The 25872-nt window shown below is 72.5% G+C and carries 22 protein-coding genes, 2 tRNA genes and 1 other RNA gene; 15 read left to right on the top strand and 10 right to left on the bottom strand.

The genetic code is table 11. The features are described 5' to 3' along the window. Nucleotides 1-45: 45 nt before the first annotated feature. A complete protein-coding gene (locus tag LRP67_RS01610; RefSeq protein ID WP_231268389.1) occupies nt 46-1509 on the bottom strand; it encodes an FAD-binding protein in 1464 nt (487 codons plus the stop codon). Between the two features lie 110 nt (nt 1510-1619). On the opposite strand from LRP67_RS01610, the gene LRP67_RS01605 reads away from it, so the two are divergent. Continuing rightward, nucleotides 1620-3116, top strand: a complete 1497-nt coding sequence (locus LRP67_RS01605) for a potassium/proton antiporter (protein WP_231268388.1) — start codon at nt 1620-1622, stop codon at nt 3114-3116. A gap of 20 nt (nt 3117-3136) precedes the next feature. On the opposite strand, the gene LRP67_RS01600 is transcribed toward LRP67_RS01605, so the two are convergent. From LRP67_RS01600 to LRP67_RS01590, 3 genes are all read right to left on the bottom strand, one after another. Next, a complete protein-coding gene (locus tag LRP67_RS01600; RefSeq protein ID WP_231268386.1) occupies nt 3137-3682 on the bottom strand; it encodes a LytR C-terminal domain-containing protein in 546 nt (181 codons plus the stop codon). 1 nt (nt 3683) lies between these two features. Beyond that, a complete protein-coding gene (locus LRP67_RS01595; protein ID WP_231268385.1) occupies nt 3684-3980 on the bottom strand; it encodes a type II toxin-antitoxin system VapB family antitoxin in 297 nt (98 codons plus the stop codon). 106 nt (nt 3981-4086) lie between these two features. Further along, entirely contained in the window at nt 4087-4260 is a 174-nt protein-coding gene (locus LRP67_RS01590; protein ID WP_231268383.1) for a hypothetical protein, read from the bottom strand. A gap of 135 nt (nt 4261-4395) precedes the next feature. Between LRP67_RS01590 and LRP67_RS01585 the strand changes: the two genes are divergently transcribed. After that, nucleotides 4396-4845 (top strand): nuclear transport factor 2 family protein, encoded by a 450-nt coding sequence (locus tag LRP67_RS01585; protein ID WP_231268382.1) that lies wholly within the window; start codon nt 4396-4398, stop codon nt 4843-4845. A gap of 31 nt (nt 4846-4876) precedes the next feature. Here the strand turns inward: LRP67_RS01585 and eccCa are convergent, their stop codons facing one another. Further along, a complete protein-coding gene (eccCa, locus tag LRP67_RS01580) occupies nt 4877-8875 on the bottom strand; it encodes a type VII secretion protein EccCa (protein ID WP_231268381.1) in 3999 nt (1332 codons plus the stop codon). A gap of 141 nt (nt 8876-9016) precedes the next feature. Here eccCa and LRP67_RS01575 point away from each other — a divergent pair, with 141 nt between their 5' ends. From LRP67_RS01575 to LRP67_RS01550, 6 genes are all read left to right on the top strand, one after another. Beyond that, nucleotides 9017-10405, top strand: a complete 1389-nt coding sequence (locus LRP67_RS01575; RefSeq protein ID WP_231268380.1) for a hypothetical protein — start codon at nt 9017-9019, stop codon at nt 10403-10405. Nucleotides 10406-10552: 147 nt separating this feature from the next. Then, nucleotides 10553-10873 carry a WXG100 family type VII secretion target gene (locus LRP67_RS01570; protein WP_231268379.1) on the top strand — a complete coding sequence of 107 codons (321 nt, stop codon included), beginning with the start codon at nt 10553-10555 and terminating at the stop codon, nt 10871-10873. Between the two features lie 28 nt (nt 10874-10901). Next, complete coding sequence (locus tag LRP67_RS01565; protein WP_231240949.1) at nt 10902-11198, top strand: WXG100 family type VII secretion target; 297 nt, start codon at nt 10902-10904, stop codon at nt 11196-11198. 264 nt (nt 11199-11462) lie between these two features. Next, entirely contained in the window at nt 11463-12824 is a 1362-nt protein-coding gene (gene eccD / locus LRP67_RS01560; RefSeq protein ID WP_231268378.1) for a type VII secretion integral membrane protein EccD, read from the top strand. Between the two features lie 4 nt (nt 12825-12828). Further along, entirely contained in the window at nt 12829-14286 is a 1458-nt protein-coding gene (locus LRP67_RS01555) for a type VII secretion protein EccB (protein ID WP_231268377.1), read from the top strand. After that, nucleotides 14277-15599, top strand: a complete 1323-nt coding sequence (locus tag LRP67_RS01550; RefSeq protein ID WP_231268376.1) for a S8 family serine peptidase — start codon at nt 14277-14279, stop codon at nt 15597-15599. The genes LRP67_RS01555 and LRP67_RS01550 overlap by 10 nt, the downstream gene beginning before the upstream one ends. A gap of 13 nt (nt 15600-15612) precedes the next feature. Here the strand turns inward: LRP67_RS01550 and LRP67_RS01545 are convergent, their stop codons facing one another. Continuing rightward, nucleotides 15613-17301, bottom strand: coding sequence for a metallophosphoesterase (locus LRP67_RS01545; protein WP_231268374.1), 1689 nt, complete (start codon nt 17299-17301; stop codon nt 15613-15615). Nucleotides 17302-17378: 77 nt separating this feature from the next. Then, nucleotides 17379-17467, bottom strand: a tRNA-Ser gene (locus tag LRP67_RS01540). A gap of 93 nt (nt 17468-17560) precedes the next feature. Between LRP67_RS01540 and ffs the strand changes: the two genes are divergently transcribed. From ffs to LRP67_RS01505, 7 genes are all read left to right on the top strand, one after another. Continuing rightward, an RNA gene (gene ffs, locus LRP67_RS01535) (signal recognition particle sRNA small type) lies at nt 17561-17651 on the top strand. Between the two features lie 148 nt (nt 17652-17799). Then, nucleotides 17800-19866 (top strand): DNA polymerase III subunit gamma and tau, encoded by a 2067-nt coding sequence (locus LRP67_RS01530; protein WP_231268373.1) that lies wholly within the window; start codon nt 17800-17802, stop codon nt 19864-19866. 46 nt (nt 19867-19912) lie between these two features. Continuing rightward, nucleotides 19913-20290, top strand: a complete 378-nt coding sequence (locus LRP67_RS01525; RefSeq protein WP_231240943.1) for a YbaB/EbfC family nucleoid-associated protein — start codon at nt 19913-19915, stop codon at nt 20288-20290. A 6-nt stretch (nt 20291-20296) separates the two neighbouring features. Beyond that, nucleotides 20297-20893, top strand: a complete 597-nt coding sequence (gene recR, locus LRP67_RS01520) for a recombination mediator RecR (protein WP_231268371.1) — start codon at nt 20297-20299, stop codon at nt 20891-20893. Then, nucleotides 20890-21471 (top strand): DUF5063 domain-containing protein, encoded by a 582-nt coding sequence (locus LRP67_RS01515; RefSeq protein WP_231240941.1) that lies wholly within the window; start codon nt 20890-20892, stop codon nt 21469-21471. The genes recR and LRP67_RS01515 overlap by 4 nt, the downstream gene beginning before the upstream one ends. A gap of 55 nt (nt 21472-21526) precedes the next feature. After that, nucleotides 21527-22801 carry an aspartate kinase gene (locus tag LRP67_RS01510; protein WP_231268369.1) on the top strand — a complete coding sequence of 425 codons (1275 nt, stop codon included), beginning with the start codon at nt 21527-21529 and terminating at the stop codon, nt 22799-22801. 2 nt (nt 22802-22803) lie between these two features. Further along, a complete protein-coding gene (locus LRP67_RS01505) occupies nt 22804-23835 on the top strand; it encodes an aspartate-semialdehyde dehydrogenase (RefSeq protein WP_231268368.1) in 1032 nt (343 codons plus the stop codon). A gap of 4 nt (nt 23836-23839) precedes the next feature. Here the strand turns inward: LRP67_RS01505 and LRP67_RS01500 are convergent, their stop codons facing one another. From LRP67_RS01500 to LRP67_RS01490, 3 genes are all read right to left on the bottom strand, one after another. Then, a complete protein-coding gene (locus LRP67_RS01500) occupies nt 23840-24676 on the bottom strand; it encodes a hypothetical protein (protein ID WP_231268367.1) in 837 nt (278 codons plus the stop codon). An 80-nt stretch (nt 24677-24756) separates the two neighbouring features. Further along, nucleotides 24757-24833 (bottom strand) — tRNA-Pro (locus LRP67_RS01495). 95 nt (nt 24834-24928) lie between these two features. Beyond that, on the bottom strand, nt 24929-25864 hold the full coding sequence (locus tag LRP67_RS01490; RefSeq protein ID WP_231268366.1) for a metallophosphoesterase: 936 nt from the start codon (nt 25862-25864) through the stop codon (nt 24929-24931). Nucleotides 25865-25872: the final 8 nt, after the last annotated feature.

Raw genomic sequence — 25872 nt, 5'->3', positions numbered from 1 at the left:
GCTGGGGCGGTGGAACTCGCGCCCGTGGCGCCGGCCGCCCTTGTGTCATGAAACTCGTGCGGCGTGCCGGCCGGCCCGGCGGCCGAAGTACGACCCCTCGCCCAGCTGGGTGCCCGAGCAGTAGCCCTTGCCGTCCTGGGCCAGGTTGGAGGCGCACGCGCCGGCGGCGTACAGGCCGGTCACGACCGAGCCGTCGGGGCGCTGCGCCTCGCCGTCGACGCTGACCCGGATGCCGCCGAGGGTGAAGCCGGCGTAGAGGGCGTGGCCGAGCCGGACGTCGAAGACCGCCCAGGGGCCGATCGACTGCGGCGCGAGCCACTCGGCGGCCTTGTGGAAGTCGGGATCCTCGCCGTGGGCGGCGTGCTCGTTGTAGCGGTCGAGGGTCTCCTGCAGCGCCGCCTCGGGGACGCCCAGCCCGAGAGCCATCTCGGCGACGCTCTCGTAGCCGTCGAGCAGCGGTACGAGCGGCATCGCGGGGTACTCGACGTGCTCGCTGTCGACGATGAGGTACGCCGCCGAGCCGGTCTGCTCCATGACGAACTGCGACGTGCGCGAGTGGTAGCTGTCCTCGGCGACGAAGCGCCGGCCCTCCTGGTTGACCAGCAGGCCCGTCACCAGCACCGACGGCGGGTAGACCGGAGCGGTGATGAACGGCTCGTCCATGTGCTTGAGCTCCGCGCCCACCGACCGGCCCAGGCGGATGCCGAGGCCGTCGTCGTAGGTGGAGCCGAGCGTGAACAGCTTAGACCCGAGGGCGGGCGTGTGCTCGGCGACCATGTCGGGGTTCATGACGAACCCACCGGCCGCGAGGACCACCGCGGGCGAGGCGACGCACCCGGTCTCCTCGAACGAGCGCCAGGCGACACCGACGACCTCTCCGCCGGTCGAGGCGACGAGGTTGGTCGCGCCGGTCTCGTAGCGGACCGTGACCCCGGCCTCCTCGACCCGCTCGCGCAGCAGGTCCATCACCATCCGGGCGCCCTCCGTGTCTCCCGGCACCGGCACCTTGTGGCCGCGCGGCGCGGGCCTGGCCTGCTCCCGGAACGGCCACACCTTCTCGTTGCCGGTGAACATCAGCCCCTGCGTGCCGGGTTGGATGACCGCTTTCTCCGGGTAGAAGCTGCGCTCGAACTCGAAGCCCAGCGACTCCAGCCACTCGAAGTGTGCGACCGAGTCGTCGCAGTAGGCGCGGATCTTGTCGGGCTCGGGGTCCTTCGACACGGCGACCAGGTAGTCGTACATCGCCTCGGCCGAGTCCTCCTGCTCGGTCGCGCGCTGCACCGCGGTGCCGCCGCCGAGATAGAAGTGCCCGCCCGACATGCTCGACGTCCCGCCGTGGACGGCCGCCTTCTCGAGCAGCAGCACTGAGGCGCCGGCCCGGGCCGCCTCCAACGCCGCGCAGCCGCCGGCGATCCCGAACCCCACCACGACCACGTCGTACGCCGGCGCATCGGACGGCAGGTCGTCCGCCGCGAGGACGTGGGGGACCGCGGTGCCCTTGGCGCTCATAGGGCAAAGGTAGAACATGTTGCAGTTTCTTGCGGCGCAACCCGTGCGGAGCCAGCCTCCGGCTGCCGATAGACTGCGCCGGAGACCGACCACGAGAGACGCGAGGTGACATGTCCTTCGACGTCCACCAGCTCGACACGGTCCTCCTGGTGGGCTCGGCCGTCACCCTGCTGGCCATCCTCGCGGTGCGCGTCTCGTCGCGGGCGGGGCTCCCCAGCCTCCTGATCTACCTGCTCATGGGCGTCGCGCTGGGCGAGGAGGGCCTCGGCATCCCGTTCGAGGATGCCGAGCTCGCGCACGCTCTCGGCTTCGCGGCCCTCGTCCTGATCTTGGCCGAGGGCGGTCTCACGACCAACTGGCGCGAGATCCGTCCCGCCATGCGCCTGGGTGTCTCGCTGGCGACCATCGGCGTCACCGTGTCGGTGGGGGTCGTGGCGCTCGGCGCCCACTACGTGCTGGGGCTGCCATGGGAGACGGCCGTGCTGCTGGGTGCCGTCACCTCGGCGACCGACGCGGCCGCGGTCTTCTCTGTGCTGCGCACGGTGCCGTTGCCCCGCCGGCTGACCGGCTCGCTGGAGGCTGAGTCCGGCCTCAACGACGCCCCCACCGTCGTCCTCGTGGTCCTGGTCTCGTCCGGAGCGGCCGCGGAGGAGGGCATCCTGCGGATGATCCTCCAGATCCTCTTCGAGCTCTCCGGCGGCGTGCTCCTGGGTCTCGCCGTGGGCTTCGGCGGCGCCTGGATGATGCGTCGGGCCGCCCTGCCGTCGACCGGGCTGTACCCCATCGCCGTCATCTGCCTGACCGTGCTGGCCTACGCCGGCGGCGCCGCCGTGCACGTTTCCGGCTTCGCCGCGGTGTACGTCGCCGCGTTGGTGCTCGGCAACTCCGAGCTCCCCCACCGCGGCGCCACCCGGTCCTTCTCCGAGGGGATCGCCTGGCTGGCACAGATCGGGCTCTTCGTGATGCTCGGCCTGCTCCTCTCGCCGTCGCGGATCTCCCTGGAGACCGTGGGTCTCGCCATCGCGGCCGGGCTGATCCTCACCTACGTCGCCCGGCCGCTCTCGGTGCTTGCGAGCTCGGTGATGCAGCCGATGCCCTGGCGGGAGCTGGGCTTCCTGTCCTGGGCCGGGTTGCGCGGCGCGGTGCCGATCGTGTTCACGACCATCCCGCTGGCCGAGGGCGTCGCCGACTCGGAGAGGCTGTTCGACATCGTGTTCGTGATGGTCGTCATCTACACCCTGCTGACCGGTCCGACGCTGCCCCTCGTCGCTCGGATCTTGGGGGTGGCCCAGCGCTACGAGCCGCGCGACCTCGAGCTCGAGGCCGCCCCGCTGGAGCGGGTCGCGGCCGACCTGCTCCAGATCACCATCACACCGGGGTCGCTCATGCACGGCGTCGAGGTCGGCGAGCTGCGGCTGCCGCCCGGTGCCTCGGTCTCGCTCATCATCCGCGACGGCGAGGCCAAGGTGCCCGAGCGACGCTCGGTCCTGCGCCACGGCGACGAGCTGCTCGTCGTGGCCCCGCGCAAGCTGCGCGAGCTGACCGAGGAGCGGCTACGGCAGGTGAGCCGTGGTGGTCGCCTCGCGCAGTGGCTCGACGACGACTGAGGAGGCTCGGCGAGGACCGCTCAGTCCACGACGCCGGGGTCGTCGTCGGCCTCGGCCGGCGGGCTGCAGATCACGCTGTCCTGGTCGGACTTGGCCCATTGGCCGCCCTTGGCGAGCTCGACGAAGTCGTCGCCGACGATCACGTTGACGCCGGGCAGGGTGGTGTCGCGGCGGACCACCTGGGCCCGCTTGCCGAGCCGACTCTTGACCAGCTTGACCGCCGGGCTCTGCGGCTGGTCGGTCCAGATCTCGGCGAATCTCACGTCGGTGCCGTCGGGCGCGTTGTTGATCCCGCCCCTGCCGAAGCCGCCGTCGACCAGGAGCTGCATGGTCCGTCCGGCGAGGCCCTCGCGCGTGCCCGCGTTGGCCACACTCACCGTCACCTGGTCGGGATAGACCTTCGTGCCCGCCGGCACGTCGGTGTCGCTGCAGATCGGCACCTCGTCGGCCTCGGGGAACGGCTCGGTGGCGGCGCCCCAGCCCCAGGCGACGCCGACCAGCAGCAACAGGGCGAGCGCGAGCAGGGTGAGTGCCGAGCGCAGCCGCGCGCCGGCGAAGCCGAGCATCTCAGGCCTCCAGCCGGTGGACGCGGGCGTGCAGGACGTTGCGCTGCTGCAGGGCCGCCCGCAGCGCGCGGTGCAGCCCGTCCTCGAGGTAGTACTCCTCGCGCCACTCCACGACGTGGGCGAACAGATCGCCGTAGAAGGTGGAGTCCTCGTCGAGCAGCGCCGCCAGCTGCAGGGTGTCCTTCGTCGTGACCAACTCGTCGAGCCGGACCTGGCGCGGCGGCACCGCCGCCCAGGCCCGGGTCGAGAGGCCGTGGTCGGGGTACGGCCTCCCGTCTCCGACTCGCTTGAAGATCACGCCGCGACTATAAACGGCCTCTCCCCACGCCCCATGTCGGCGGGCGCCACGCGACCCGCAAGCACGCCCGCCGAATCGGTCAGGGCGCGGGTCTGCCCCGCGCCGACTAGGCCGTCCAGCGCACCGCGTCGTCGACCAGGTCGGCCAGGGCGTGGACGCCCCGCAGGTCCTCACGCTCTCCCATCAGCGTGGTCAGCCCGCGCGCGTGGCGCAGCTTGAACGCCGCCCGCCGCTCGCGCGCCGCGTCGGTCTCCTGCTCGGTGACGATGTTGTCGTCCATCGGGGGTCTCCCTCTGTCTCTCGGTGCTCTGGTGTGAGACCAGCCTGATCCGCGAAGATGCCCGACAGGTTGAGCGCGAGTTACAACGAAGTCTCACCCCGTCGAGAAGGTGTGATCCGGCTTACATTGCTGGCTGTGACCGACTACCACGACATCTGTCAGCTCAAGTACCGCTACCTGCGCACCCTGGACACCAAGGACTGGGACGCCTTCGAGGCGTGCTTCCAGCCCGACGCCACCGGCGACTACGACGGGCTGGTGTTCGAGGACCGGGCGGCGTTGGTCTCCTACATGCGCGAGAACCTCGGGGAGGGGCTGATCACCCTGCACCAGGTGCACCACCCTGAGATCACCGTCGACGGCGACGAGGCCACGGCCCACTGGTACCTGGAGGACCGGGTCATCGTCGAGGCCTTCCGGCTCATGCTCGAGGGGGCGGCGTTCTACAACGACCGCTACGTCCGTACGCCGGACGGTTGGCGGGTCGCCCACACCGGCTACCGCCGTACCTTCGAGCTGAGCTACGACCTCGCGGACCTGCCCGGGCTGAAGATCAACGGCCCCGGCGTGCGTACCCACTCCTGAGGGTGATCGGGGACTGCCCGCCGCGCCAAGCTCAGAGGGTCGGGTCGGTCCACGCCGTCTGGACGACCTCGGTGCCGCGGTCGCGGGTGATCAGGCGGCCCCGACCGGGCGGCAGGGGGACCGGGCGCAGGTTGCCAAGCAGCGGACCCTCGTCGGGGCTCCCGGAGAGCATCAGTCCGGGCATCGCCAGGTCGCGCATCGACTGGATGACCGGCTCGTACAGCGCCCGCGAGGCGCCGCCGGAGCGGCGTGCCACCACGACGTGCAGGCCGACGTCGCGCGCCTGCGCGAGCAGCGGCTGCAGCAGGGCGACCGGCGAGGTCTGCTGGGTCGCGACCAGGTCGTAGTCGTCCACGACGACGAACACCTCGGCCCCGGTCCACCAGGACCGGTTGCGCAGCTGCTCGGGCGTGACGTCCGGGCCGGGGATCCGGCTCTCGAGGTACGTCGCGAGGTCCTTGAGCGCCGGCGTGGCCTGGGTCGCGGAGGTGAGGTAATTGAGCAGGTAGTCCTCGGGCACCTCGCCGAGCAGGGAGCGCCGGTAGTCGACGACGACGACCTGGGCCTGCTTGGACGTACGCGTGCGCATCACCTCGTGGATGTAGGTGCGCAGGACCGAGCTCTTGCCCGACTGGCCGTCGCCGAAGATCAGCAGGTGCGGCTCGGCGTCGGCGTCCAGGGTGACCGGGGCGAGCTCCTTCTCGTTGATGCCCAGCACGAGGAGTGCGTCGTCGGTGCCGGCGACCTCGGCCTGCTCGCGCACCAGCTTGAGCTCGATCCGCTCGGGCAGCAGCCGCAGCTTCGGTCCCGCCGGTCCGCGCCAGGCGGCGGCGACGCGGCTGATCAGCTCGTCGACGCCGTCGCCGAGGCTGCCCGGGTCCGGGTTGCCGTCGATGCGCGGCAGTGCGCCCAGGAAGTGCAGCTTGCTCTGGACCAGGCCGCGCCCGGGGCGGCCCGTCGGGACCAGCTGGGCGATCTTGCGGTCGATCTCGGAGTCCATGGCATCGCCGAGGCGCAGCTCGAGGCGGGTGCCGAACAGGTCGCGCATGGCGGCGCGGAAGTCGGCCCAGCGGGCGGCGCCGGTGACGATGTGCAGCCCGAAGGTGAGACCGCGCGAGGCGAGCTGCTGGATCTCGATCTCCAGGTCGTCGAAGTCCGAGCGCAGTGTGCTCCAGCCGTCGATGACCAGGAAGACGTCGCCGTAGCCGTCGTCGACGCGGCCCTCGGCGCGACGCGACCGGTAGGTCTCGATCGAGTCGATCCCGTTGGCGCGGAAGTACGCCTCGCGGCGGTCCACGACCCCGGAGACCTCGGCCATGATCCGGCGTACGACGTCGGGCTCCGAGCGGGTGCCGACGCCGGAGACGTGGGGCAGCCGGGCCATCGGCGCGAAGGTGCCGCCGCCGAAGTCCAGGACGAAGAACTGCGACTCCTGCGGGGTCGTGGTCAGCGCCATGCTGGTCACGATGGTGCGCAGCATCGTGCTCTTGCCGCTGCGGGGGCCACCGACGACGGCGACGTGGCCGCTCGCGCCGCTGAGGTTGATGGTGAGCGTGTCGCGGCGCTGCTCGCGCGGGCGGTCCACGGTGCCGAGGGGCACGACCAGCCCGCCGAGGGCGCGCCACTGCTGCGAGACCAGGCCGAGCTCGGCGTCCTCGACCAGGTCGCTCATGAGCTCGTCGAGGGTGTCCGGCACGTCCAGCGGCGGGAGCCAGACCTGGTGGGCGGCCGGGCCGTGGCCGACCATGTGACCCACGGCGACGTCGAGCAGCGACTCCTGGGACTCCGGTTCGACCTGGGGCTCCGGCTCGGGCTCGGGGTCGCTCATCTCGAGCTTGTGCACCTCGGAGATCGTGAACGGCAAGATCCCCTGCAGGTGGCCGCCCTCGTCGCGACGGACGCGCACCCGGCCGGTGGCCGGCGGTCCCGAGACGTACGCCGCCTTGAACCGCGTCATCGAGGTCGGGTCGGGCTTGAGGAAGCCCAGCCCCGGCACGGCCGGGAGCTCGTAGGCGTCGGGCACGCCGAGCACCGCGCGCGACTCCTGCGAGCTGAAGGTGCGCAGTCCGACGCGGTAGGACAGGTGGGACTCCAGGCCGCGCAGCCGGCCCTCCTCGAGACGCTGCGACGCGAGCAGCAGGTGCAACCCCAGCGAGCGGCCGAGGCGGCCGATGGCGACGAAGAGGTCGATGAACTCCGGCTTGGCCGACAGCATCTCGGAGAACTCGTCGACCACCAGGAACAGCGACGGCATCGGGTCGAGCTCCTCACCCGCGGCGCGTGCCTTCTCGTAGTCGCGGATCGAGGCGAAGTTGCCGGCGTCGCGCAGCAGCTCCTGGCGTCGCACCATCTCGCCGGAGAGGGCGTCCTGCATGCGGTCGACGAGGGTGAGCTCGTTGGCGAGGTTGGTGATGACGGCCGAGACGTGCGGCATCTCCGACATGCCGGCGAACGTCGCGCCGCCCTTGAAGTCGACGAGCACCATGTTGAGCTGCTCGGGGGAGTGCGTCATCGCGAGCCCGAGCACGAGGGTGCGCAGGAACTCCGACTTGCCGGAGCCGGTCGCGCCGATCACCAGCCCGTGCGGTCCCATGCCCTGCTGGGCGGACTCCTTGATGTCCAGGTGGACCAGGCCGCCGCCCTCGCCGAGCCCGATCGGCACCCGCAGCCGGTCGCGCGCGGGCCGGGGCCGCCAGGCGGCGGTCGGGTCGAACCGGCGTACGTCGCCCAGGCCCAGGAGGTCCATGAAGTCGCTGGGGCCGGTGATCTCGCCGGGGGTGGCGGTCTCGGTCGTGCCGGTGTTGACGGTGTGCAGCGGCGTCAGGCGGCGGGCGAACGCCTCGGCCGTGGCCAGGTCGCACTGGTCGCCCTTCGCCAGGATGCCCTCCTCGCGCAGCCGCAGCGCCAGCACCGGCACCTTGTGCTCGTCCTCGAGCACCGGGCCGTCGAGCTGGATCCGCAGGCGGCTGAGGTCGTCGAGCTCGCCCCAGCGGGCCGGGAGGTCGAGCACCGTCACGCCGTGCAGCCCGTCGGGAGGGATCACATGGTTGCCGGGCGGCAGCTCGACGCCGTCGGTGACCAGGAGGATGTGCGGGGTCGCCGGCCGCTCGTCGGCGCCGAAGCGCGGGCGGTCGCTGAGGTCGGGCGGGAGCAGGTTGGCGAGGTCGGCCAGGGAGGTGACGACCATGCGCATCGGGCCGACCGCGTCGCTGTGCTGGGCGCTCAACGCGTGGGGCAGCCATTTGATCCAGTCCCAGTGGGCCAGGTGCAGCTCCGAGGAGAGGACCGCGACCACCAGGTTGTCGGGGGAGTGGAACGCCGTGGCGGAGCAGATGATCGCGCGCGCCAGGCTGCGCGCCTCCTCCTCGTCGCCGCAGATCTCGACCCGGTCGAAGGCCCGGAGGTCGATCGAGGCCGGCAGGTCGGGCTGCAGGCGGTGGACGACGAGCAGCCGGTGCAGGGCCGAGGCGGCGGCGGGGTCGACCTCGTCGATCGGCGCGCTCTCGGGCGGCACCAGCTCGAGGGCGAGGGGCTGGGCGCACAGCCCGTAGCGCACGTGCAGGAACTGCGGGTCGCTCGACGTGTGCTCCCAGATCCGGGAGCGCTCCTCGGCCATCGCGGGCAGCGACGAGGGGTCCGGGTGGTGCCAGGTGAGCGCGCGGCGCTGCTGGTCGGCGGACTCGCGGGCGACCTTGCGGACGTTGCTCAGATAGCGCAGGTACTCGGTGCGCGAGCCGGTGACCTGCTGGGCGCGCTGCTTACGCTGCCGGTCGATCTGGACCAGGATGAAGCCGATGGTGGCGAAGAGGAACATGCCGGCGGCGATGAAGCGGATGGACCCGTTGCCGGTCTTGGCGCCCATCGTGGCGACGAGCACGATCGAGCCCAGGCTGCCCAGCATCGGGATCGCGTTCATCATCACGCCGGCCGCGCCCTCGGCGGGCTGGATCTGCGGTGGCGGCTGGAGCACCAGCTGGCCGGTGGGCATCTCCGGCTCGTCCACCCGCGCCCCGCGCAGCGTCGTGCTCACGCTCACTCGTCCCCTCGCCGTCAGCCGCCGGTTGTCCGAGAGGTCCGGACACACCGCTGCGGTGGCACGATGATAGGCACACCCACAGCGATTAGGCTGCCCTCGACCGGGCGGTCCCGCCTGGGTTCTGCGGGAGGCGACGTGAGCGGGTCGGGTGCCGGGTCGGCCGGGGGCGCGACCGATGCGGTGGCGCTCACCGTGATGGGGCCCTCGGGTGCCCTGGACCTGCTCGTGCCGGCCGGGGCGTCGGCCCACGACGTCGCCGTCGAGTACGCCGCGCAGGCCGGCGTCGACGCGCTGCCCACCATCTACACCCGAGTGGGCCGGCCGCTCGCCCCCGACACCGCGCTCGAGAGCGCCGGCATCGGCGCGGGCGCTCTGGTGGTCGCGCTGCCGTACGGCGCGGCCCCGCCGCCGGTGGCCGGCCGCCGGCGTCGTGCCGACCCCCGGCCCACGCGGCGCCCCGAGGAGCCCGGATCCCTGTCCGTGCTGTGGTTCTGCGTCAGCGCCGCGGCCGCGCTGCTCGCCGGGTGGTTCGCCTCCCAGCAGGAGCCGTCCGACCTGCGCACCGTGACCGTCGCGCTGCTCGGCGGCGCGGCCCTCCTCGGGGTGCTGCCCGTCGGCAGGTACGCCGCCCACCGGATCCTCGCCGCCCCAGCGTTCGCCGCGTCGGCAGCCTTCGTCGTCGCGTGGGACCCCGCCCCGGAGCGGCTCCCCACCATCGTCGGCGTCGCGGCGCTGAGCGCCGCCGTCACGGCCGCGGTGGCCAGGGCCCTCGACCGCTACTCCGAGGAGGCGCTCCGGGTCTGGGTGGTCGTGGGCGTGGCCGTCTTCGTCGTCACCTGCGCGGTGGCCCTGCTCGACTTCCGCCCCCAGGTGGCCTGGGCACTCCTGCTGGTCGCGGCGATGCTGGCGGCGCGCTTCGTGCCGACCCTCGCCGTGGACGTCCCCGACCAGTTCCTCATCGACCTCGAGCGCCTCGCCGTGACGGCGTGGTCGGCGCGCGATCGTCCCACCGGCCGCCGTGGCCGGATCGTCGTACCGCCCCGCGCGGTGGAGATCGTCGCCGCCCGCGGCACCCGGATCATCACCGCCTCGTCGGTCGCGATCCTCGCGGTCGTGGTGGTCGCCGCGCCGCTGCTGCTGGAGACGGCCACCCAGCGGCCCGACTGGCTCGGCGCGCGCTGTGTGGTCGGCTTCGCCGGAGGATCTCTGCTCTTCGTGGCCCGCAGCTACCGCCACGCCGCCGCCCGCGCCCTGCTCCGCGCGGCGGGTCTCGTCTGCTGGGCGGCCCTGCTCGTCGTGCTGTTCCGCGGCCTGGAGCCGGGGTCCCTGATGGCGGTCGGGATCGTCGCCACCGTGGTGGCCGCGCTGCTGCTGCTGGTGGCCGTCGCGCTCGGCCGCGGCTGGCGATCGGCGTGGTGGTCACGCAAGGCCGAGGTCGCCGAGGCGATCTGCGGATCCTTCGCCGTGGGGGCCCTCGTCCCCGCCGTGGGGCTCTTCCGGCACCTGTGGGAATTGACAGGGTGATGTTTAGCGTGTTTGCCCCCGGGTAGACGACTGCGTGTCCGGATCGGTAGCCGAGAAGGACCACGAACGACATCGCACCACCCACTTGTCAGGAAGCACCACCACGATGCGCGGCGACATGCCGCCACACATGAAGGAGCAGGCGACATGTCCGAAAACTCCAACGAGTTCGGCCAAGGCGAAGGTGTACTCACCCGCGCCGCTGGGATGGTGGCCGACGCGCGGGTCGACTTCAACAACATCAGCCGGCAGCTGACCGACCAGATCTCGGCGGTCCAGGGCCGCTGGGGCGGCCAGGGCGCCACGGCGTTCTTCGCCCTGCAGCAGGCCTGGACGGAGAAGCAGCAGGTCATCGTCGACGCGCTCAACGAGTTCGAGAACTCCCTCGGGGTCACCGAGCGCGACAACATCAGCACCGACGAGACCCAGGGCTCCAACTTCGCCAACCTGACCCACAAGCTCGGCTGACCGCCGCACCAGACCAAGGAGAACAGTCATGAACCTCGACGGAATCCGCGTCAACCACGGTGCGGTCGACCAGGCCGCAGCCGACATGTACCAGAAGGTCAAGGACATCGACGACCGCATGAACCGGCTCGAGTCCGAGCTCGAGCCGCTGCGCAGCCAGTGGATCGGTCAGGCACAGTCCCAGTACACGGTCTCGAAGGCCAAGTGGGACATGGCGATCCAGGAGATGCGCGACCTGCTCGACAAGAGCAGCCAGACCGTCTACCAGTCCAACGCCGAGTACGCCGCCGCCGACAAGCGCGGTGCCGCGCAGTTCGAGATCTGAGCCAACGCACGATGCAGATGACTCCGAGGGGGCCGACACCGTGAGGTGTCGGCCCCCTCTCTGACGACGTCGTCCGACACCGGCCGGATCTTCGCCGACGAGCAGGGGTGGACCGAGGACGACGGGGCCGCGCCGGATGTGATCGACTGACGCCCCGCGGAAGGCAGTCCGGCCGGTAGCATGCGGCTCGCCCGACGGTCGGACGGTGGTCGCTGCCCCCGCTCGGCTCGCACTGCGACCGCTGCGAACACTGAGGGAGAGACGATGAGCCAGGCCACCGCCGGAGCCTCGGGACTGGTGCGGGTGACGGTGACGTCGGGGACGCGCCGGGTCGACCTGGTGCTGCCGGGTGCCGTCCCGGTGGCCGAGCTCGTCCCGGAGCTGGCCCGCAGCGTCGGGCTCCTGGACGCCAGCACTGTCTACGGCGGCTACCGCCTCGTCACCTCCGAGGGCCGTCGGCTCGCCCCCGACTCCGGCCTGACCCTGCAGGGCATCGAGGACGGCGTGACGCTCACCGTGACCGCGGGCATCGACGAGGCGCCGCCCCGGGTCTACGACGACGTCGTCGAGGCCATGACCGACGTGGTCGAACGCGACCTCAAGCCCTGGGAGCCGGCGTCCGGCCGACGGGCCGCGCTCACGGCGGCCGGCCTGCTGATGGCCCTCGGCGCCGTCGCCCTGCTGATCCAGCGCGAGAAGATGCTGGCCTCCGTCGCGGCGGTGACCGTGGCCGTCGCCCTCACCGCGGGCGCGATCGTGCTGTCGCGCGCCCAGCGTGAGCGCGAGGCCGCCGTGGCCGTGGCCTGGATGGCGGCCGGGTACGCCGCGCTCGCCGGGCTGATGCTGGCGCCGGACGGCGAGCTCTTCGACTACCCCGTCGCCTACGCCGGAGCCGGCGCGCTGATTGCGGGCGTCATCTGCCTCGTGGGTCTCGGCGAGGGCCGGCCCTTGGTCCTGCCGCCGGTCGTCGCGGGCGCGGTCTACGTGGCAGCCGGGCTCCTGCTGCACGCGATCGACGGCCTCGACGCCGCCGTCCTGCTGACGATCGTCCTGACCGTGGTCGTGATGATCGGCAGCATCTTCCCGTGGCTGGCGCTCGGCGTCACCGGGACCACCGTCGACCAGCTCTACTCCGACGCCGACATCACCGCCGACCCGACCGACGTCGACCCGGCCCGCGTCGGCGCCGACGCGAGGGTGGCCCACGAGATCCTGATCGCGATCTCCGGGACCGTCGGGGTGCTGCTGCTGACCATCGCTCCGCTCGCGGTCTCGCTGGGGCTCTTCGGCACGCTGCTGGCGGTCGACGCCTCCCTGGTCGTCATGCTCCGCACCCGCCAGTACCGCACGGGCTCCGAGGTCCTCGTGGGCCTGGCCTCCGGCATCGCGGGGCTGGTCTCGACGGCCGTGTCGATGTTGGTGCTCTACCCCAGCTGGCACCCGGTGGCGGCCGTCGTGCTCGCCGCGTCGGGCGCGGTGCTCCTCGCCGCCACGCTGGTGCCCGGCACGCCGTCGGTGCGTCGGGGCCGCTTCGGCGACGTCGTCGAGAGCATCGCGCTGCTGGCGCTGCTCCCGCTCCTGGTCCTGGCGGTCGGGATCTTCGATTTCGCCCAGTCGGTCGGCTAGTCGCATGGCCACCAAGAAGGACCTCGTCGAGGCCTACTCGTTCAGCCGGCGCCGGCTCGTCACGGCGTTCGTCTCGGGTGCGCCCGGAGGTCGGGAGGTCGAGCCCACCAAGCCCGGGCGCACGATCGTCGGCGGCCTGGCCCTGGCGATCCTGCTCCTGGCCGGTGCGGCGATCGCGGGAGTCCTCAAGCCCAACGTCGACGTCGACTGGGAGCAGCCCGGCTTCGTCCTCTCCAAGGAGAAGGGCGCCGCCTACGTCATCCTCGAGCCGGACGAGGAGGGCAACGCGCGGGTACGCCCGGTCATCAACGTCACCTCGGCACAGCTGATCCTCGGCGAGGACATCGAGCCCGAGGTCGTGCCCCAGGAGGAGATCGACACCCAGACGCCGGGCGCCGACATCGGGATCCTCGGCGCGCCGGTCACCGTCCCCGACACCGACCACCTGGTCGAGAGCGGTTGGACCGCGTGCACCGGCGACGGGCTCGGGATCAAGCTCGACGTCCGCACCCGGCCCGACGCGACGCCCGTCGCCTCGGGGGGCGTCGTCGTCCGGGCCGGCAAGGCGGTCCACGTCATCGCCGAGTCCGTGCCCGAGGACGGCGACGAGCCGACCGCCCGCCGCTTCGAGCTGCCCCGGACGCCGGGGATGGACATCCTGCTGGGCGCCCTGGGCCTGGAGAAGTCCGGCTCGGCCGCCAAGGTCCCGACCGACTGGCTCGACCTCTTCCCGCGCGGCGGGGCCCTTGCGGCCGAGAGCCTCGGGCTCGACGGCTTCGGCACTCCCTCGGCCGCCGCCGGCAAGGGCGGCCTCCCGGCCGACGCCAAGGTGGGCGACTACTACGAGATCGACAGCGTCCTCTACGTGCTCACGAAGGAGGGTCCGGCCCAGTTCACGGCGTTCCCGAGCGCGGTGTTCCTCAACCTCGACTTCCCCCAGCCGCCGAGGGACCTGGGGCTCGAGGAGCCGCCTGACCTGCTGCTGGAGGACCCGCCGTACGCGGCGGCCGGCTGGCCAGACGAGCTCCCCACCGTGGCGAGCGCGGAGTGCGCCCAGCTCCTGCCGCTTGAGGGTGAGAAGCCGCGGGTGCTGCTGGCGGACGGGCCGGGAAGTGACGCGAGCGCCGAGGACGTGGAGCGGAAGAACCGCGAGGTGACGGTCGAGGCCGGGCAGGGCGCCTACGTCCTCTCGGGAGGCTGGGACTCGGCGGACGTCGGGGAGCCCTTCGTGGTCGACTCCAAGGGCTTCAGCTACGCCCTGCTGGGCACCGACGCGGTGGAGAACCTCGGGTACGCCGGCTACGACGCGCCGGTCGTGCCGGAGAGCTGGATGGAGCTGTTCGGGTCCGGCGTGGCGCTGTCGGTCAACGCCGCCCTGTGCCCGCCGTCCCGCCCGGACGCCCCGGCACAGGAGGCGGCGGCACCGGTGGAGTCGGCCGAGGAGGGCCGCTCGTGCGAGTGAGCGGCGTCCTGCGGGGCGTGCTCGCGGCCGGGCTCGCGCTCGGCGTGCTCGCCGTCGGGTCCGCGCCGGCGCACGCGGAGGACCAGGACTGCTCGAGCATCAACGCGGAGGTCACCGACACCGTCGAGGCGACCTCGCCGAGCTCGCCCGCGCAGCTGATGCAGGTCGCCCAGGCGCAGCGACTGGCCGCGCGCTCCGGCAGCGGGCCGGGTCAGGGCGTGACGGTCGCCGTCCTCGACTCGGGGGTCGCGCCGTCCACCCGGCTGAACCCGATCGTGGCGGCGCCCTCGTCGGGGCGGAGCCCGGAGCTCCTGGACTACCAGGGCACCGCTATCGCCGGCCTGATCGCCGGTCGTGGGGAGCCGGACAAGCCGATCGGCATCGCTCCGGAGGCCACGATCATGGATGTGCGGGTCTACGACCGGCGCGAGGCCCAGGACCCCGCCGCCGAGACCGAGCCCAGCCTCGACCTGCTGATCCAAGGTCTGCGGCACGTCGCCAACCTCCCGCGGGGCCGGGTCGGGGTCGTGAACGTGTCGCTGGCCCTGCCGGCACGCGAGGAGCTGGGTGACGCGCTGCGCGCCGTGCTCGCCGACCTCGCCGCCAAGGACGTCGTGGTCGTCGCGGCCACGGGTGACCGGCCTGAGGAGTCCGACGCCCTCTACTCCGAGTTCGGCTACGCCGAGCGCGACGGCGAGGACGAGGGATCGCCGCCCCCCGGCGAGGATGCCGGCGGTGCGATCTGGCCGGCCGCCGCCCCCCACGTCGTCGCGGTCAACGCCACCGCGACCGCTCTCGTGGAGGATGAGGTGGTGGTCGGCGACGCCGCGGACAGCGTGCTTCGCAGCTCCGACACGGACCTCGCCGCACCCTCGAGCGGTGCGGTGTCGCTCGGCATGGACGGGCGCAGCACCTGCGTGCTGGGCGAGGTGTCCAGCGAGTACGCCGCCGCCGAGGTCTCGGGCGTCGTCGCCCTGCTGCGCTCCGCCTTCCCGGACGACACGGCCGCGCAGGTCGTGGCCCGGCTGACGCGCACTGCGACCGGCTCTCCGCTGACGAGGAACGTGCTCACCGGCCACGGGATCGTGCAACCCGTCGAGGCCCTCACCCGGCCGCTGCGTCCGGGCAAGAAGGGCCAGCTGCCCGCCACCACGATCGACGACCGGGGCGACGAGCGCGCCACGGCTCCCCGCGAGCAGCCCGACGTACTCGCCAGCACGAAGCGCAACGCGGTCTGGTGGGGACTGCTGGCCGGCGGCGCCCTCATCGTCGCGACCATGCTCCGGCCGGTGCTGGCCAGACGCCGCGAGTGACCCGCACGGACCGTCAGCTGGCGCCGACGTCCGCGCGAGGCTCGATCACGGCCGTGCCGTCGACCAGGAAGCGGTAGAGCTGGTAGCCGGTCACCAGGCGGGTCTCGGCGTCCATGAAGACGACCGGGAACGACGCCTCCTGCTGGGGTGGCGACCACGGCGTCGAGAAGCTGTTGATGGTCGAGGCCGCCACGGCCCCGCCGGAGGTGTTGAGCTCCATCACGAAGGTCCAGGTGCCGTCGGAGTTCCACACCACCCGCGGCTCGACGGAACGGTGCCAGTGCCCGTAGAACACCGCGCCCGCCGGCAGGTCGCGCACGTCGTCCTCGACCGGGTCGACCAGCGAGGTCGGCTCCGCGAAGAACGCGCGGACGTCGTCGACGCCGAGGAACGCCGCGGCGGCGTACCCCTCGTGCATGAGGACCAGGTCGGGCCGGTCGCCGTCCGCGGCCTCGTCGTAGAGCCGGGCGCCCTGATCCTGCTGGGTCTCGTCCCCTCGCGGGGACGAGCCGCCGAACAGCTCGGTGCGGCTGGGGTCGCCGTCCCCGAGGACGCGGACGTCTGCCACATCCTCGGCGCCGCCGGCGAGGACGGTCATGCCGGCGCCGGCCATCTGCTGCGCGCTCAGCTCGGTCTCGTGGTTGCCGGTGATCGCCACGACCGGCAGGTCCCCGCCGATCGCGGCCTCGTCCCGGATGCAGGTGCCCTCCGCGGCCGTGCCGTTGGTCGTGAGGTCGCCGGCGATGGCCAGCATCCGCAGCGCGTCGTCGCCGTGCTCCTCGCGAAGGAGCGACGCCACGCGTGACTGGAGGCCGATCATCGTGGCGTTGCAGTGCATGTCGGACTGCATCAGCACGGCCAGCTCGCCGTCCTCGGGCCCCTCGATCGCGTCGGCCTGGTCGTCGAGTGAGGCCTGCGCCTGCTCGCGGTAGGCCGCGACGCTCTCCTCCTGCCGCTCGACGAGGACCTTCGCCTTGGCCACCGCCCCACCGAGGAGCGCGCGAAGCACCGGACTGTTGGTCGTGCTCCCCTCGGCCAGCGATCCGTCGAGCGCGGGGAGCGCGTAGGGGCCGTCCGCGCGGGCCGTCCCCGCGTCGGAGGTGTCGAGCTGGAGCCACGCCACGGCGCCGCTGGTCGAGAGTGCGAGGACCAGTGCCAACGACCCGCGGGTGAGCCGCTCCCGTCGGGACGCGGCGGGGCGCACGGGCAGGAGGGAGCGCAGGCCCAGCAGCAGGGCACCACCCCCACCGGCGACGACGGCCAGCGCCACGAGCAGCTGGTGGCGGAACTCCTGCTCCACGAGGTCGACGTACTCCTGCACCGCGGCCGCCGGGTCGTGGAAGAGGCCGGTGTAGAGGGCGAGCATCTCGGGACGGACGTACGCCGCCAGGTCGCCGCTCCCGGCGCCTGGGTCGCCCGGGCCCTCCACGGTCGCCACGACCCCCACGCCGCCTCGGGACTGGGGCACGAAGACGGTCCCGGCGATGCCGAGGCGCAGCTCGCTGTGGCCACGGGTCGTCAGCGAGAACGTCGTCGGGGAGGTGCCGATGTGCGACTGGACCTGCGTGTGGGTGAGCGCCCACGCGACGGCCAGTGGCGACCCGACGAGGCCGGCCAGGAGCACCGAGACCAGCACGCGCACGGCGAAGCGGGTGACCCGCCGCCCGCCACTGTCCTCCGGGGCCACGCCCGCCTCCTCCACGCCTCCAACCTAGCCAGCGCGGCGGCAGGGCGCGCGAACGGCGAACGGCGCCGCACGTGAGCGCGGCGCCGTTCGGCTGGCGGAGGATAGGGGATTCGAACCCCTGAGGGCTATTAACCCAACCCGCTTTCCAAGCGAGCGCCATAGGCCACTAGGCGAATCCTCCGCCGGAGACCCTACCGGGGGCGCGACGGGCGGAGAAATCCGCCCGGCCGGGGTCCCGGTCCACGGCCCACGGACGATCGCCTAGACTCGGGGCAACCCCCCGTGCGGCGGTATCTCGCTCAACTCCCCCAGGGCCGGAAGGCAGCAAGGGTCGGCGGGCTCTTCCGGGTGCACGGGGGGCCTTTTCACGCCCCGACGTCCGAGCTTGCGACCCGTCTCGAAACCTGAGTCGTGGTGTGGACACAATGCGGCACCCGCCCCGCCAGAGGTTCGGGCCCACCGCTCGCCGCCGCCCACCTACCCGCTGTCGGACCCGGTGGTTAGGGTTCAGAGGTGGAGTCCCCCCTGGCGCTGTACCGCCGCTACCGCCCCGAGACCTTCCAGGAGGTCATCGGGCAGGAGCACGTGACCGAGCCGTTGCGGGCGGCGCTGGCCAACAACCGGGTCAACCACGCCTACCTGTTCTCCGGTCCGCGCGGCTGCGGCAAGACCACCTCGGCGCGCATCCTGGCCCGGGCGCTCAACTGCGAGCTGGCGCCCGTCGCCGACCCGTGCGGCGAGTGCGACAGCTGCCGTGACCTCGCGCGCGGCGGCCCGGGCTCGATCGACGTCATCGAGATCGACGCCGCCTCCCACGGCGGCGTCGACGACGCCCGCGACCTGCGGGAGAAGGCGTTCTTCGCGCCGGTGCGCAGCCGCTACAAGGTCTACATCATCGACGAGGCCCACATGGTGACGACGCAGGGCTTCAACGCCCTGCTCAAGCTGGTGGAGGAGCCGCCACCGCACCTGCGGTTCATCTTCGCGACCACCGAGCCCGACAAGGTGATCCCGACGATCCGCTCGCGCACGCACCACTACCCGTTCCGGCTGATCCCGCCCCGGCTGCTGTCGTCGTACCTCCTCGAGCTCTGCGCCCAGGAGGACGTCAGCATCGAGCCGGCCGCCCTTCCGCTGGTCGTGCGCGCCGGTGCCGGCTCCGCGCGCGACACCCTGTCCGTGCTCGACCAGCTGCTGGGCGGGGCGGGCGAGCAGGGCGTGACCTACGCGCTGGCCAGCGGGCTGCTCGGCTACACGCCGGACACGCTCCTGGACGAGGTGGTCGACGCCTTCGCCGCCGGCGACGGGTCGGCGGTGTTCGGGGTGGTCGACAAGGTGATCGAGACCGGGCAGGACCCGCGCCGGTTCACCGAGGACCTGCTGCGCCGGCTGCGCGACCTGGTCATCGTCTCGGCGGTGCCCGACGCCCCCGCGAGCGGCCTGATCGACGTCTCCGAGGACCAGGGCGAGCGCCTGGTCGCGCAGGCGGCGCGCTTCGGCGCCGCCGAGCTGACGCGCGCGGCCGACCTGGTGGCGACCGGGCTGACCGAGATGCGCGGGGCCACCGCACCGCGGCTGCTGCTCGAGCTCATCTGCGCCCGGGTCCTGCTGCCCGGGGCCGACCACTCCACCGACGGCGTCCTGGCCCGCCTCGACCGGCTCGAGCGCCGTGCGGCCATCAGCGGCACGCCGTCCGTCGAGGCCGCGGCGCCGCCGGCCCCCGCCCAGGACCGCCCTGCCCAGGCGCGCCCGGCCCCCCGCGAGCCGGCGCCGGCACCCCCAGCGCCCCCGGCGGCGGAGCCCGCCCCTGGGCCCGCTCCGGTCCCGGTGACAGCCACGTCGCCGGCACCGGCCCGACGGGTCGAGGTGTTCCCGGAGCGCCCACCCGCGGCTCCCGAGCCGGTGGCCCCGCTCGCGCGGACCGCGCCGACGGTGGCTGCGCCCGAGCCCGAGGCGGCCACGGTCGGCTCGAGCACGCTCTCCCTGGTCGACGTACGCCGGCTGTGGCCCGACATCGTCGAGGCCACCAAGCAGCGCCGGCGGGTCACCTGGATCCACCTGACCCAGCACGCGCAGGTGGTGGCCGTCGACGCCCGCACCCTGACGCTGGGCTTCTCCAACGCCGGGGCCCGCGAGTCGTTCGACAACGGCGGCAGCGCGGAGATCGTCCGCCAGGCCGCCATCGACGTGGTCGGCGCCGACTGGAAGGTCGAGACGATCGTCGACCCCGGGGCCAGTGCCGACGCCGCGCCGCCGCCCGCCGCCGTCCCGGCCGCGCCCGAGCCGGTGCGCCCGGACCCGCCGGTGGCCCGCGACGAGGTGGAGGCACCGCCGGCCTGGGTGAGCGACGACGAGGCCGCGCCGGCACGGCCCGGGCCCGAGGCGGTCAACGCGGCCCGGGAGGCCATCAAGTCCACCAGGCCCGCCGGCGGGGAGGCCGACCTCGGGTCGAACCTCGCGGAGGCCGACGCGGACGCCCGTCCCGACGACCTCGACGCCGACCACGACGAGCTCGGGGGCGCCGAACTGCTGGCGCGCGAGCTCGGCGCCCAGGTGATCGAGGAGATTCCCCACTCATGACCTTCATCCCTCCCACCGACCGTTCCCCTAGCCATGAGGTGACCCGATGACCCAGAACCCCTTCGACGCGCTGGGGGGCGGCGGCTTCGACATGAACGCCCTCCTCCAGCAGGCCCAGCAGATGCAGGAGCAGCTCCAGTCCGCCCAGCAGCGCCTCGCCGACACGGTCGTCGACGGCACCGTCGCCGGCGGTGCCGTGACCGTCAAGGTCAGCGGCGTCGGCGAGCTCGTCGGTGTCGAGATCAAGGCCGGCGGGTTCGACGGCAGCGACGCCGACGACCTGACGGACCTCGGCGACATGATCGTCGCCGCCTACCGCGACGCCAAGTCGCAGGTGGACGCGCTGGCCGCCGAGGCCCTCGGACCGCTCGCCGAGGGTGGCGGCCTTCCGGGTATGCCGTCCTCGGGACAGCTCGGGTTCTGAGCGGCCTTGTACGAAGGTGTCGTCCAAGACCTGATCGACGAGCTCGGTCGGCTGCCGGGGATCGGTCCCAAGAGCGCCCAGCGGATCGCGTTCCACCTGCTGCAGGCCGAGCCGACCGACGTACGCCGCCTGGCCGACGTGCTCTTGGAGGTCAAGGCGAAGGTGCGGTTCTGCTCGGTGTGCTTCAACGTCTCCGAGGACGAGCAGTGCCGGATCTGCCGCGACCCGCGGCGCGACGCGTCGGTGCTGTGCGTGGTCGAGGAGTACAAGGACGTGGTCGCGATCGAGCGCACCCGTGAGTTCCGCGGCCGTTACCACGTACTCGGCGGGGCGATCTCGCCGATCGACGGCATCGGGCCCGACCAGCTCCGCATCAAGGAGCTGATGCCGCGGCTCAACGACGGGGTGGTCACCGAGGTGATCCTGGCCACCGACCCCAACCTCGAGGGCGAGGCAACCGCGACCTACCTCACCCGCCTGCTGAGTCCGATGGGCCTGCAGGTGACGCGGCTGGCGAGTGGACTGCCGGTGGGCGGCGACCTGGAGTACGCCGACGAGATCACCCTGGGACGAGCATTCGTAGGAAGACGGGCAGCACAATGAGCGACACGACCATGGACGACACCGAGGACTTCGCCCAGCAGATCGCCGACAGCGTCGAGAGCTTTCTGCTCGCGCTGCGCGCCATCAGCCGGGAGGCCACCTCGGGGCAGGCGATCTCCCTGCTGCTCCTCGAGATCAGCCAGGTCCTGCTGGCCGGCGCCCGGCTGGGCGCGCAGCAGGACTTCACCCCGACGGCCGACTACCAGCCCGACGTCGGGCCCGAGGCCGACCTCGACGCCATGCGGCTGCGGCTGGCCGAGCTGCTCGGCAACGTCGACACCTACAGCTTCGTCTTCGACCCCTACGTGCCGGACGTCGTGGAGAGCCAGCTCTCCGACGACCTGACGCAGATCGCCAGTGACCTCGAGAACGGCCTGCGGCACTACCGCTCCGGCGACATCGCGGAGGCGCTGTGGTGGTGGCAGTTCTCCTACGTCGCCTCGTGGGGCAACCTCGCCGGCGCGGCGCTCAACGCGCTGCTCTCGGTCGTCTCGCACGACCGGCTCGACGTCGACAATGACGCCGAGATCGAGCAGATCGTGGCTGCCGAGGCGGTCTTGGACGTCGACCCGGTCTGAGCCCCGGCACTCGGTAGGATCGGGTTGTCCTTCCCCGATCGCAGGAGTGAGCCCGTTGGGCATTGTCGTGCAGAAGTACGGCGGTTCGTCCTTGGCCGACGCCGGCCGCATCAAGGAGGTCGCGCGTCGCATCGTCGAGTCCAAGAAGGCCGGCCACGACGTCGTGGTGGCCGTCTCGGCGATGGGCGACTCGACTGACGAGCTCCTGGAGCTGGCCGAGGGAGTGAGCCCGCTGCCGCCGGCCCGCGAGCTGGACATGCTGCTGACCGCCGGCGAGCGGATCTCGATGGCGCTCGTCGCGATGGCGATCTCCGACCTCGGGTTCACCGCGCGCTCCTTCACCGGGTCCCAGGCCGGCGTCATCACCGACTCCGCGCACGGCCGGGCCAAGATCATCGACGTCACGCCGGGGCGCATCTCCGCGGCCATCGCCGACGGTCACATCGTGATCGTCGCCGGCTTCCAGGGCGTCAGCCAGGACACCAAGGAGATCACCACCCTCGGCCGCGGCGGCACCGACACCACGGCCGTCGCCCTGGCCGCCGCGCTCGGCGCGGCGTACTGCGAGATCTACACCGACGTCGACGGCGTCTTCACCGCCGACCCGCGGATCGTCCCGACCGCGCGTCGCCTCGAGCGCGTCTCCTACGAGGAGATGCTGGAGATGGCTGCGTCCGGCGCCAAGATCCTGCACCTGCGGTGCGTCGAGTACGCCCGCCGCTACGACATGCCGGTCCACGTCCGGTCCTCCTTCTCGCACAAGGAGGGGACCTGGATCACCCCCAGCCAACCAGGAGAAGAAGAAGCCATGGAGCAGGCGATCATCGCGGGCGTGGCCCACGACCGCAGCGAGGCCAAGATCACCGTCGTCGGCGTTCCCGACAAGGTCGGCGAGGCGGCCCGGATCTTCGAGGCGCTCGCCGCGAGCGAGGTCAACATCGACATGGTCGTGCAGAACGTCTCCGCCGCCGCGACCGGCCTGACCGACATCTCCTTCACGCTGCCGCGCACCGACGGCCAACAGGCGATGAGCGCGCTGGCCGGCATCCAGGACGAGGTCGGCTACGAGAAGCTCCTCTACGACGACCAGGTCGGCAAGGTGTCGCTGATCGGAGCCGGGATGCGCTCGCACCCCGGGATCACGGCGAAGTTCTTCGCCTCGCTGGCATCGGCCGGCGTCAACATCGAGATGATCTCCACCTCCGAGATCCGGATCTCGGTGATCGTCGACGAGGCCCAGGTCGACGAGGCCGTCCGCGCCACGCACACGGCGTTCGAGCTGGACGCCACCGAGGTCGAGGCCGTCGTCTACGGCGGGACCGGGAGGTAGTCATGGGTGTCCGACTCGGCATCGTCGGCGCGACCGGGCAGGTCGGCGTCGCGATGCGCCAGATCCTCGAGGAGCGGGACTTCCCCGCCGACGAGGTCCGCTTCTTCGCCTCAGCGCGCTCGGCCGGCACGGTGCTGCCGTACGCCGGACGCGAGATCACCGTCGAGGACGCCGCCACCGCGGATCCGAGCGGCCTGGACATCGCGCTCTTCTCCGCTGGCGCGACCACGTCGCGCGCACTGGCCCCAGCGTTCGCGGCCGCCGGCGTGATCGTCGTCGACAACTCCTCGGCGTTCCGCATGGACCCCGACGTCCCGCTGGTCGTCTCCGAGGTCAACCCTCAGGACATCGACCAGGCCCGCAAGGGCATCATCGCCAACCCCAACTGCACGACGATGGCCGCGATGCCGGTGCTCAAGCCCCTCCACGACGAGGCCGGGCTGGTGCGGCTGATCGCGTCGACCTACCAGGCCGTCTCCGGCTCGGGCGTCGCCGGCGTCGAGGAGCTGGCCGGTCAGGTCGCAGCCGCAGGCGACAAGGCGCGCGAGCTCGCTTACGACGGCGAGGCCGTGACGTTCCCCGACCCGGACAAGTACGTGCGCACGATCGCCTACAACGTGCTGCCCATGGCCGGCTCGATCGTCGACGACGGCCTCGGCGAGACCGATGAGGAGCAGAAGCTCCGCAACGAGTCCCGCAAGATCCTGGGCCTGCCCGACCTGCTGGTCTCCGGGATCTGCGTGCGGGTGCCGGTCTTCACCGGCCACTCGCTGGCCATCAACGCCGAGTTCTCCTCGTCCATGACGCCCCAGCGCGCCCGCGAGCTCCTCGCCTCGGCGCCGGGCGTCGAGCTGTCCGACGTACCCACCCCGCTCCAGGCTGCCGGCAAGGACCCGTCGTACGTCGGTCGCCTGCGGCAGGACCCCGGCGTCCCCGACAACCGCGGCCTCGCCCTGTTCATCTCCAACGACAACCTGCGCAAGGGCGCCGCCCTCAACACCGTCCAGATCGCGGAGCTCCTCGCCCGACGCTGACCCGTCAGTCTGCGGTGGGCTCGATGAAGGTGGCGGTGACCCAGTGGGAGAGCAGGTGGGTGGCCACGCTGACGAGGGGGATGACCAGGAGCATCGACCAGTGGTCGAGCACGTCGATGAGGAAGAGCAGCGCCACGACGCTGGTCATGCCGGTGGCGAGGAAGCTGGTGCTGGTGGGGTCGGGGACCGCGAACCGGCCGAGTAGGAGCGCCCCGACGGCGATCGCCGCGACGAAGATGAGGGCGAGCAGCGGGAAGCCCGCGCGGCCGCAGGACGACGTGCCTTGGACCGCCTCGCAGCCCTGCAGCGCCCCGTAGGTTCCGCCCACGAGCACCAGCCCCACCACGACGCCCGTGAGGGCCGTGGCGGCGCGGCCGGACAGCGGCTCGCGCGGTGCCCTCGGCTCCTTGGCGGGCTCGGGCGCCTCGGCCTTCGTCTGCGGTACGACGGCGGCCGGCTCGGCCTCGACGGCCGGCTCGTCCTCCACCTCGTCGGCGAACAACGGCGGAGCGCTCTCGCCCGGAGGCACGGGATCGGGCTGGACGACACGGGTCGGCTCGTCCTCGTCCGGCTCGGCCTCGTCGGCCGGCTCGAGCGCGACCTCGGTCGGCTGGTCCGCCTCGATGATCTGGGTCGTCTCGACGTCGGCGGGCTCCGGCTCCGGCGCCGGCTCGGGGTCCGGCATCCGCGTCGCGGGCACCGGGTCCGGGTCCGGGTCCGGCGTCGGCTCCGGGGTGGCGTCCTGGGGGACAGGGGCAGGCGTCTTGGGGCGCCTCTTGCGCCCGAAGAGCCGGGGCGGCTCGAGCTTCGCGGCGGCGTCCTGCTGGTCCTCGTCTGCCATGCCGGGCAGTGTGCCACCGCCGACCGTCCAGAACGGGCAGAACCCCGGACCTCATCAGGTCCGGGGTTCTGTCGTTCATCTGGTCGGGCTGACAGGATTTGAACCTGCGGCCTCCTCGTCCCGAACGAGGCGCGCTACCAAGCTGCGCCACAGCCCGATCATGGGCTCGTTCCCCGTGAAGGGAGGTGAGCCCACAAGCACGGGAGCATACCGGAGCGCCCAGCGCTGTTCGTAATCGGTAGGGCGTGCGGGTCAGGGGCGAGCGACCAGCGTCAGGAGGGTGGCCTCGGGCCGGCAGGCGACCCGGATCCGCGCGTAGGGGCTGGTGCCCAGGCCGGCGCAGACGTGCAGCCACGCGGAGCCCGGGTCGCCGGGCCTGGAGTCGGCGGGGTGGCGGTGCAGGCCGCGGGCGCGGGCCGGCTCGAGGTCGCAGTTGGTGGTCAGGGCCCGCCCACCGGGCAGGCACACCTGGCCGCCGTGGGTGTGGCCGGCGAGGATCGCGTCGTAGCCGTCGGCGGCGTACTGGTCCAGGACCCGCAGGTACGGCGCATGGGCGATGCCGAGCCGCACGTCGGCGGTCGGGTCGGCCGGACCGGCGACGAGGTCCAGCCGGTCGTAGCCGAGGTGCGGGTCGTCGACGCCGGCGAACGCGAAGGTCGTCTCGCCCACCGTGACGGAGTCCTTGCGGTTGGTCAGGTCCCGCCAGCCGGCGTCGGACAGCGTGCGGGTGAGCAGCGGCCAGGGCAGCTGGGCGACGTCGGTGTGCCGCTTCCCGTCGTCGGGCATCAGGTAGCGCAACGGGTTGCGGAGGGACGGCTCGTAGTAGTCGTTGGAGCCGTGGACGAAGACCCCGGGGACGTCGAGCAGCCGACCCAGGGCGTCGCGCACGACCGGCACGGAGTCGCGGTGGGCCAGGTTGTCGCCGGTGTCGACGACCAGGTCCGGCTCCAGCTCGGCGAGGCCGCGCAGCCACTCCTGCTTGCGGGCCTGGCCCGGCGTCATGTGGATGTCGCTGAGGTGCAGCACGCGCAGCGGGCGCTGGCCGGCCGGCAGCACCGGCAGCTCGACGCGTCGCAGCGTGTAGGCGCGGGCCTCCCAGGCGGCGTACGTCGTCAGCCCGGCGCCGGCGAGGGCCCCGGCGCCCAGGAGCCGGGGGAGGAGGCGGGGGAGAACGGGGAGGCTGGGCATCGGACCAG

The sequence above is a fragment of the Nocardioides sp. cx-169 genome (assembly GCF_021083605.1).
GTDB lineage: Bacteria > Actinomycetota > Actinomycetes > Propionibacteriales > Nocardioidaceae > Nocardioides.
Note: the sequence above shows the minus strand (reverse complement) of the source record. Positions and strands in the feature narration are given on the sequence as shown.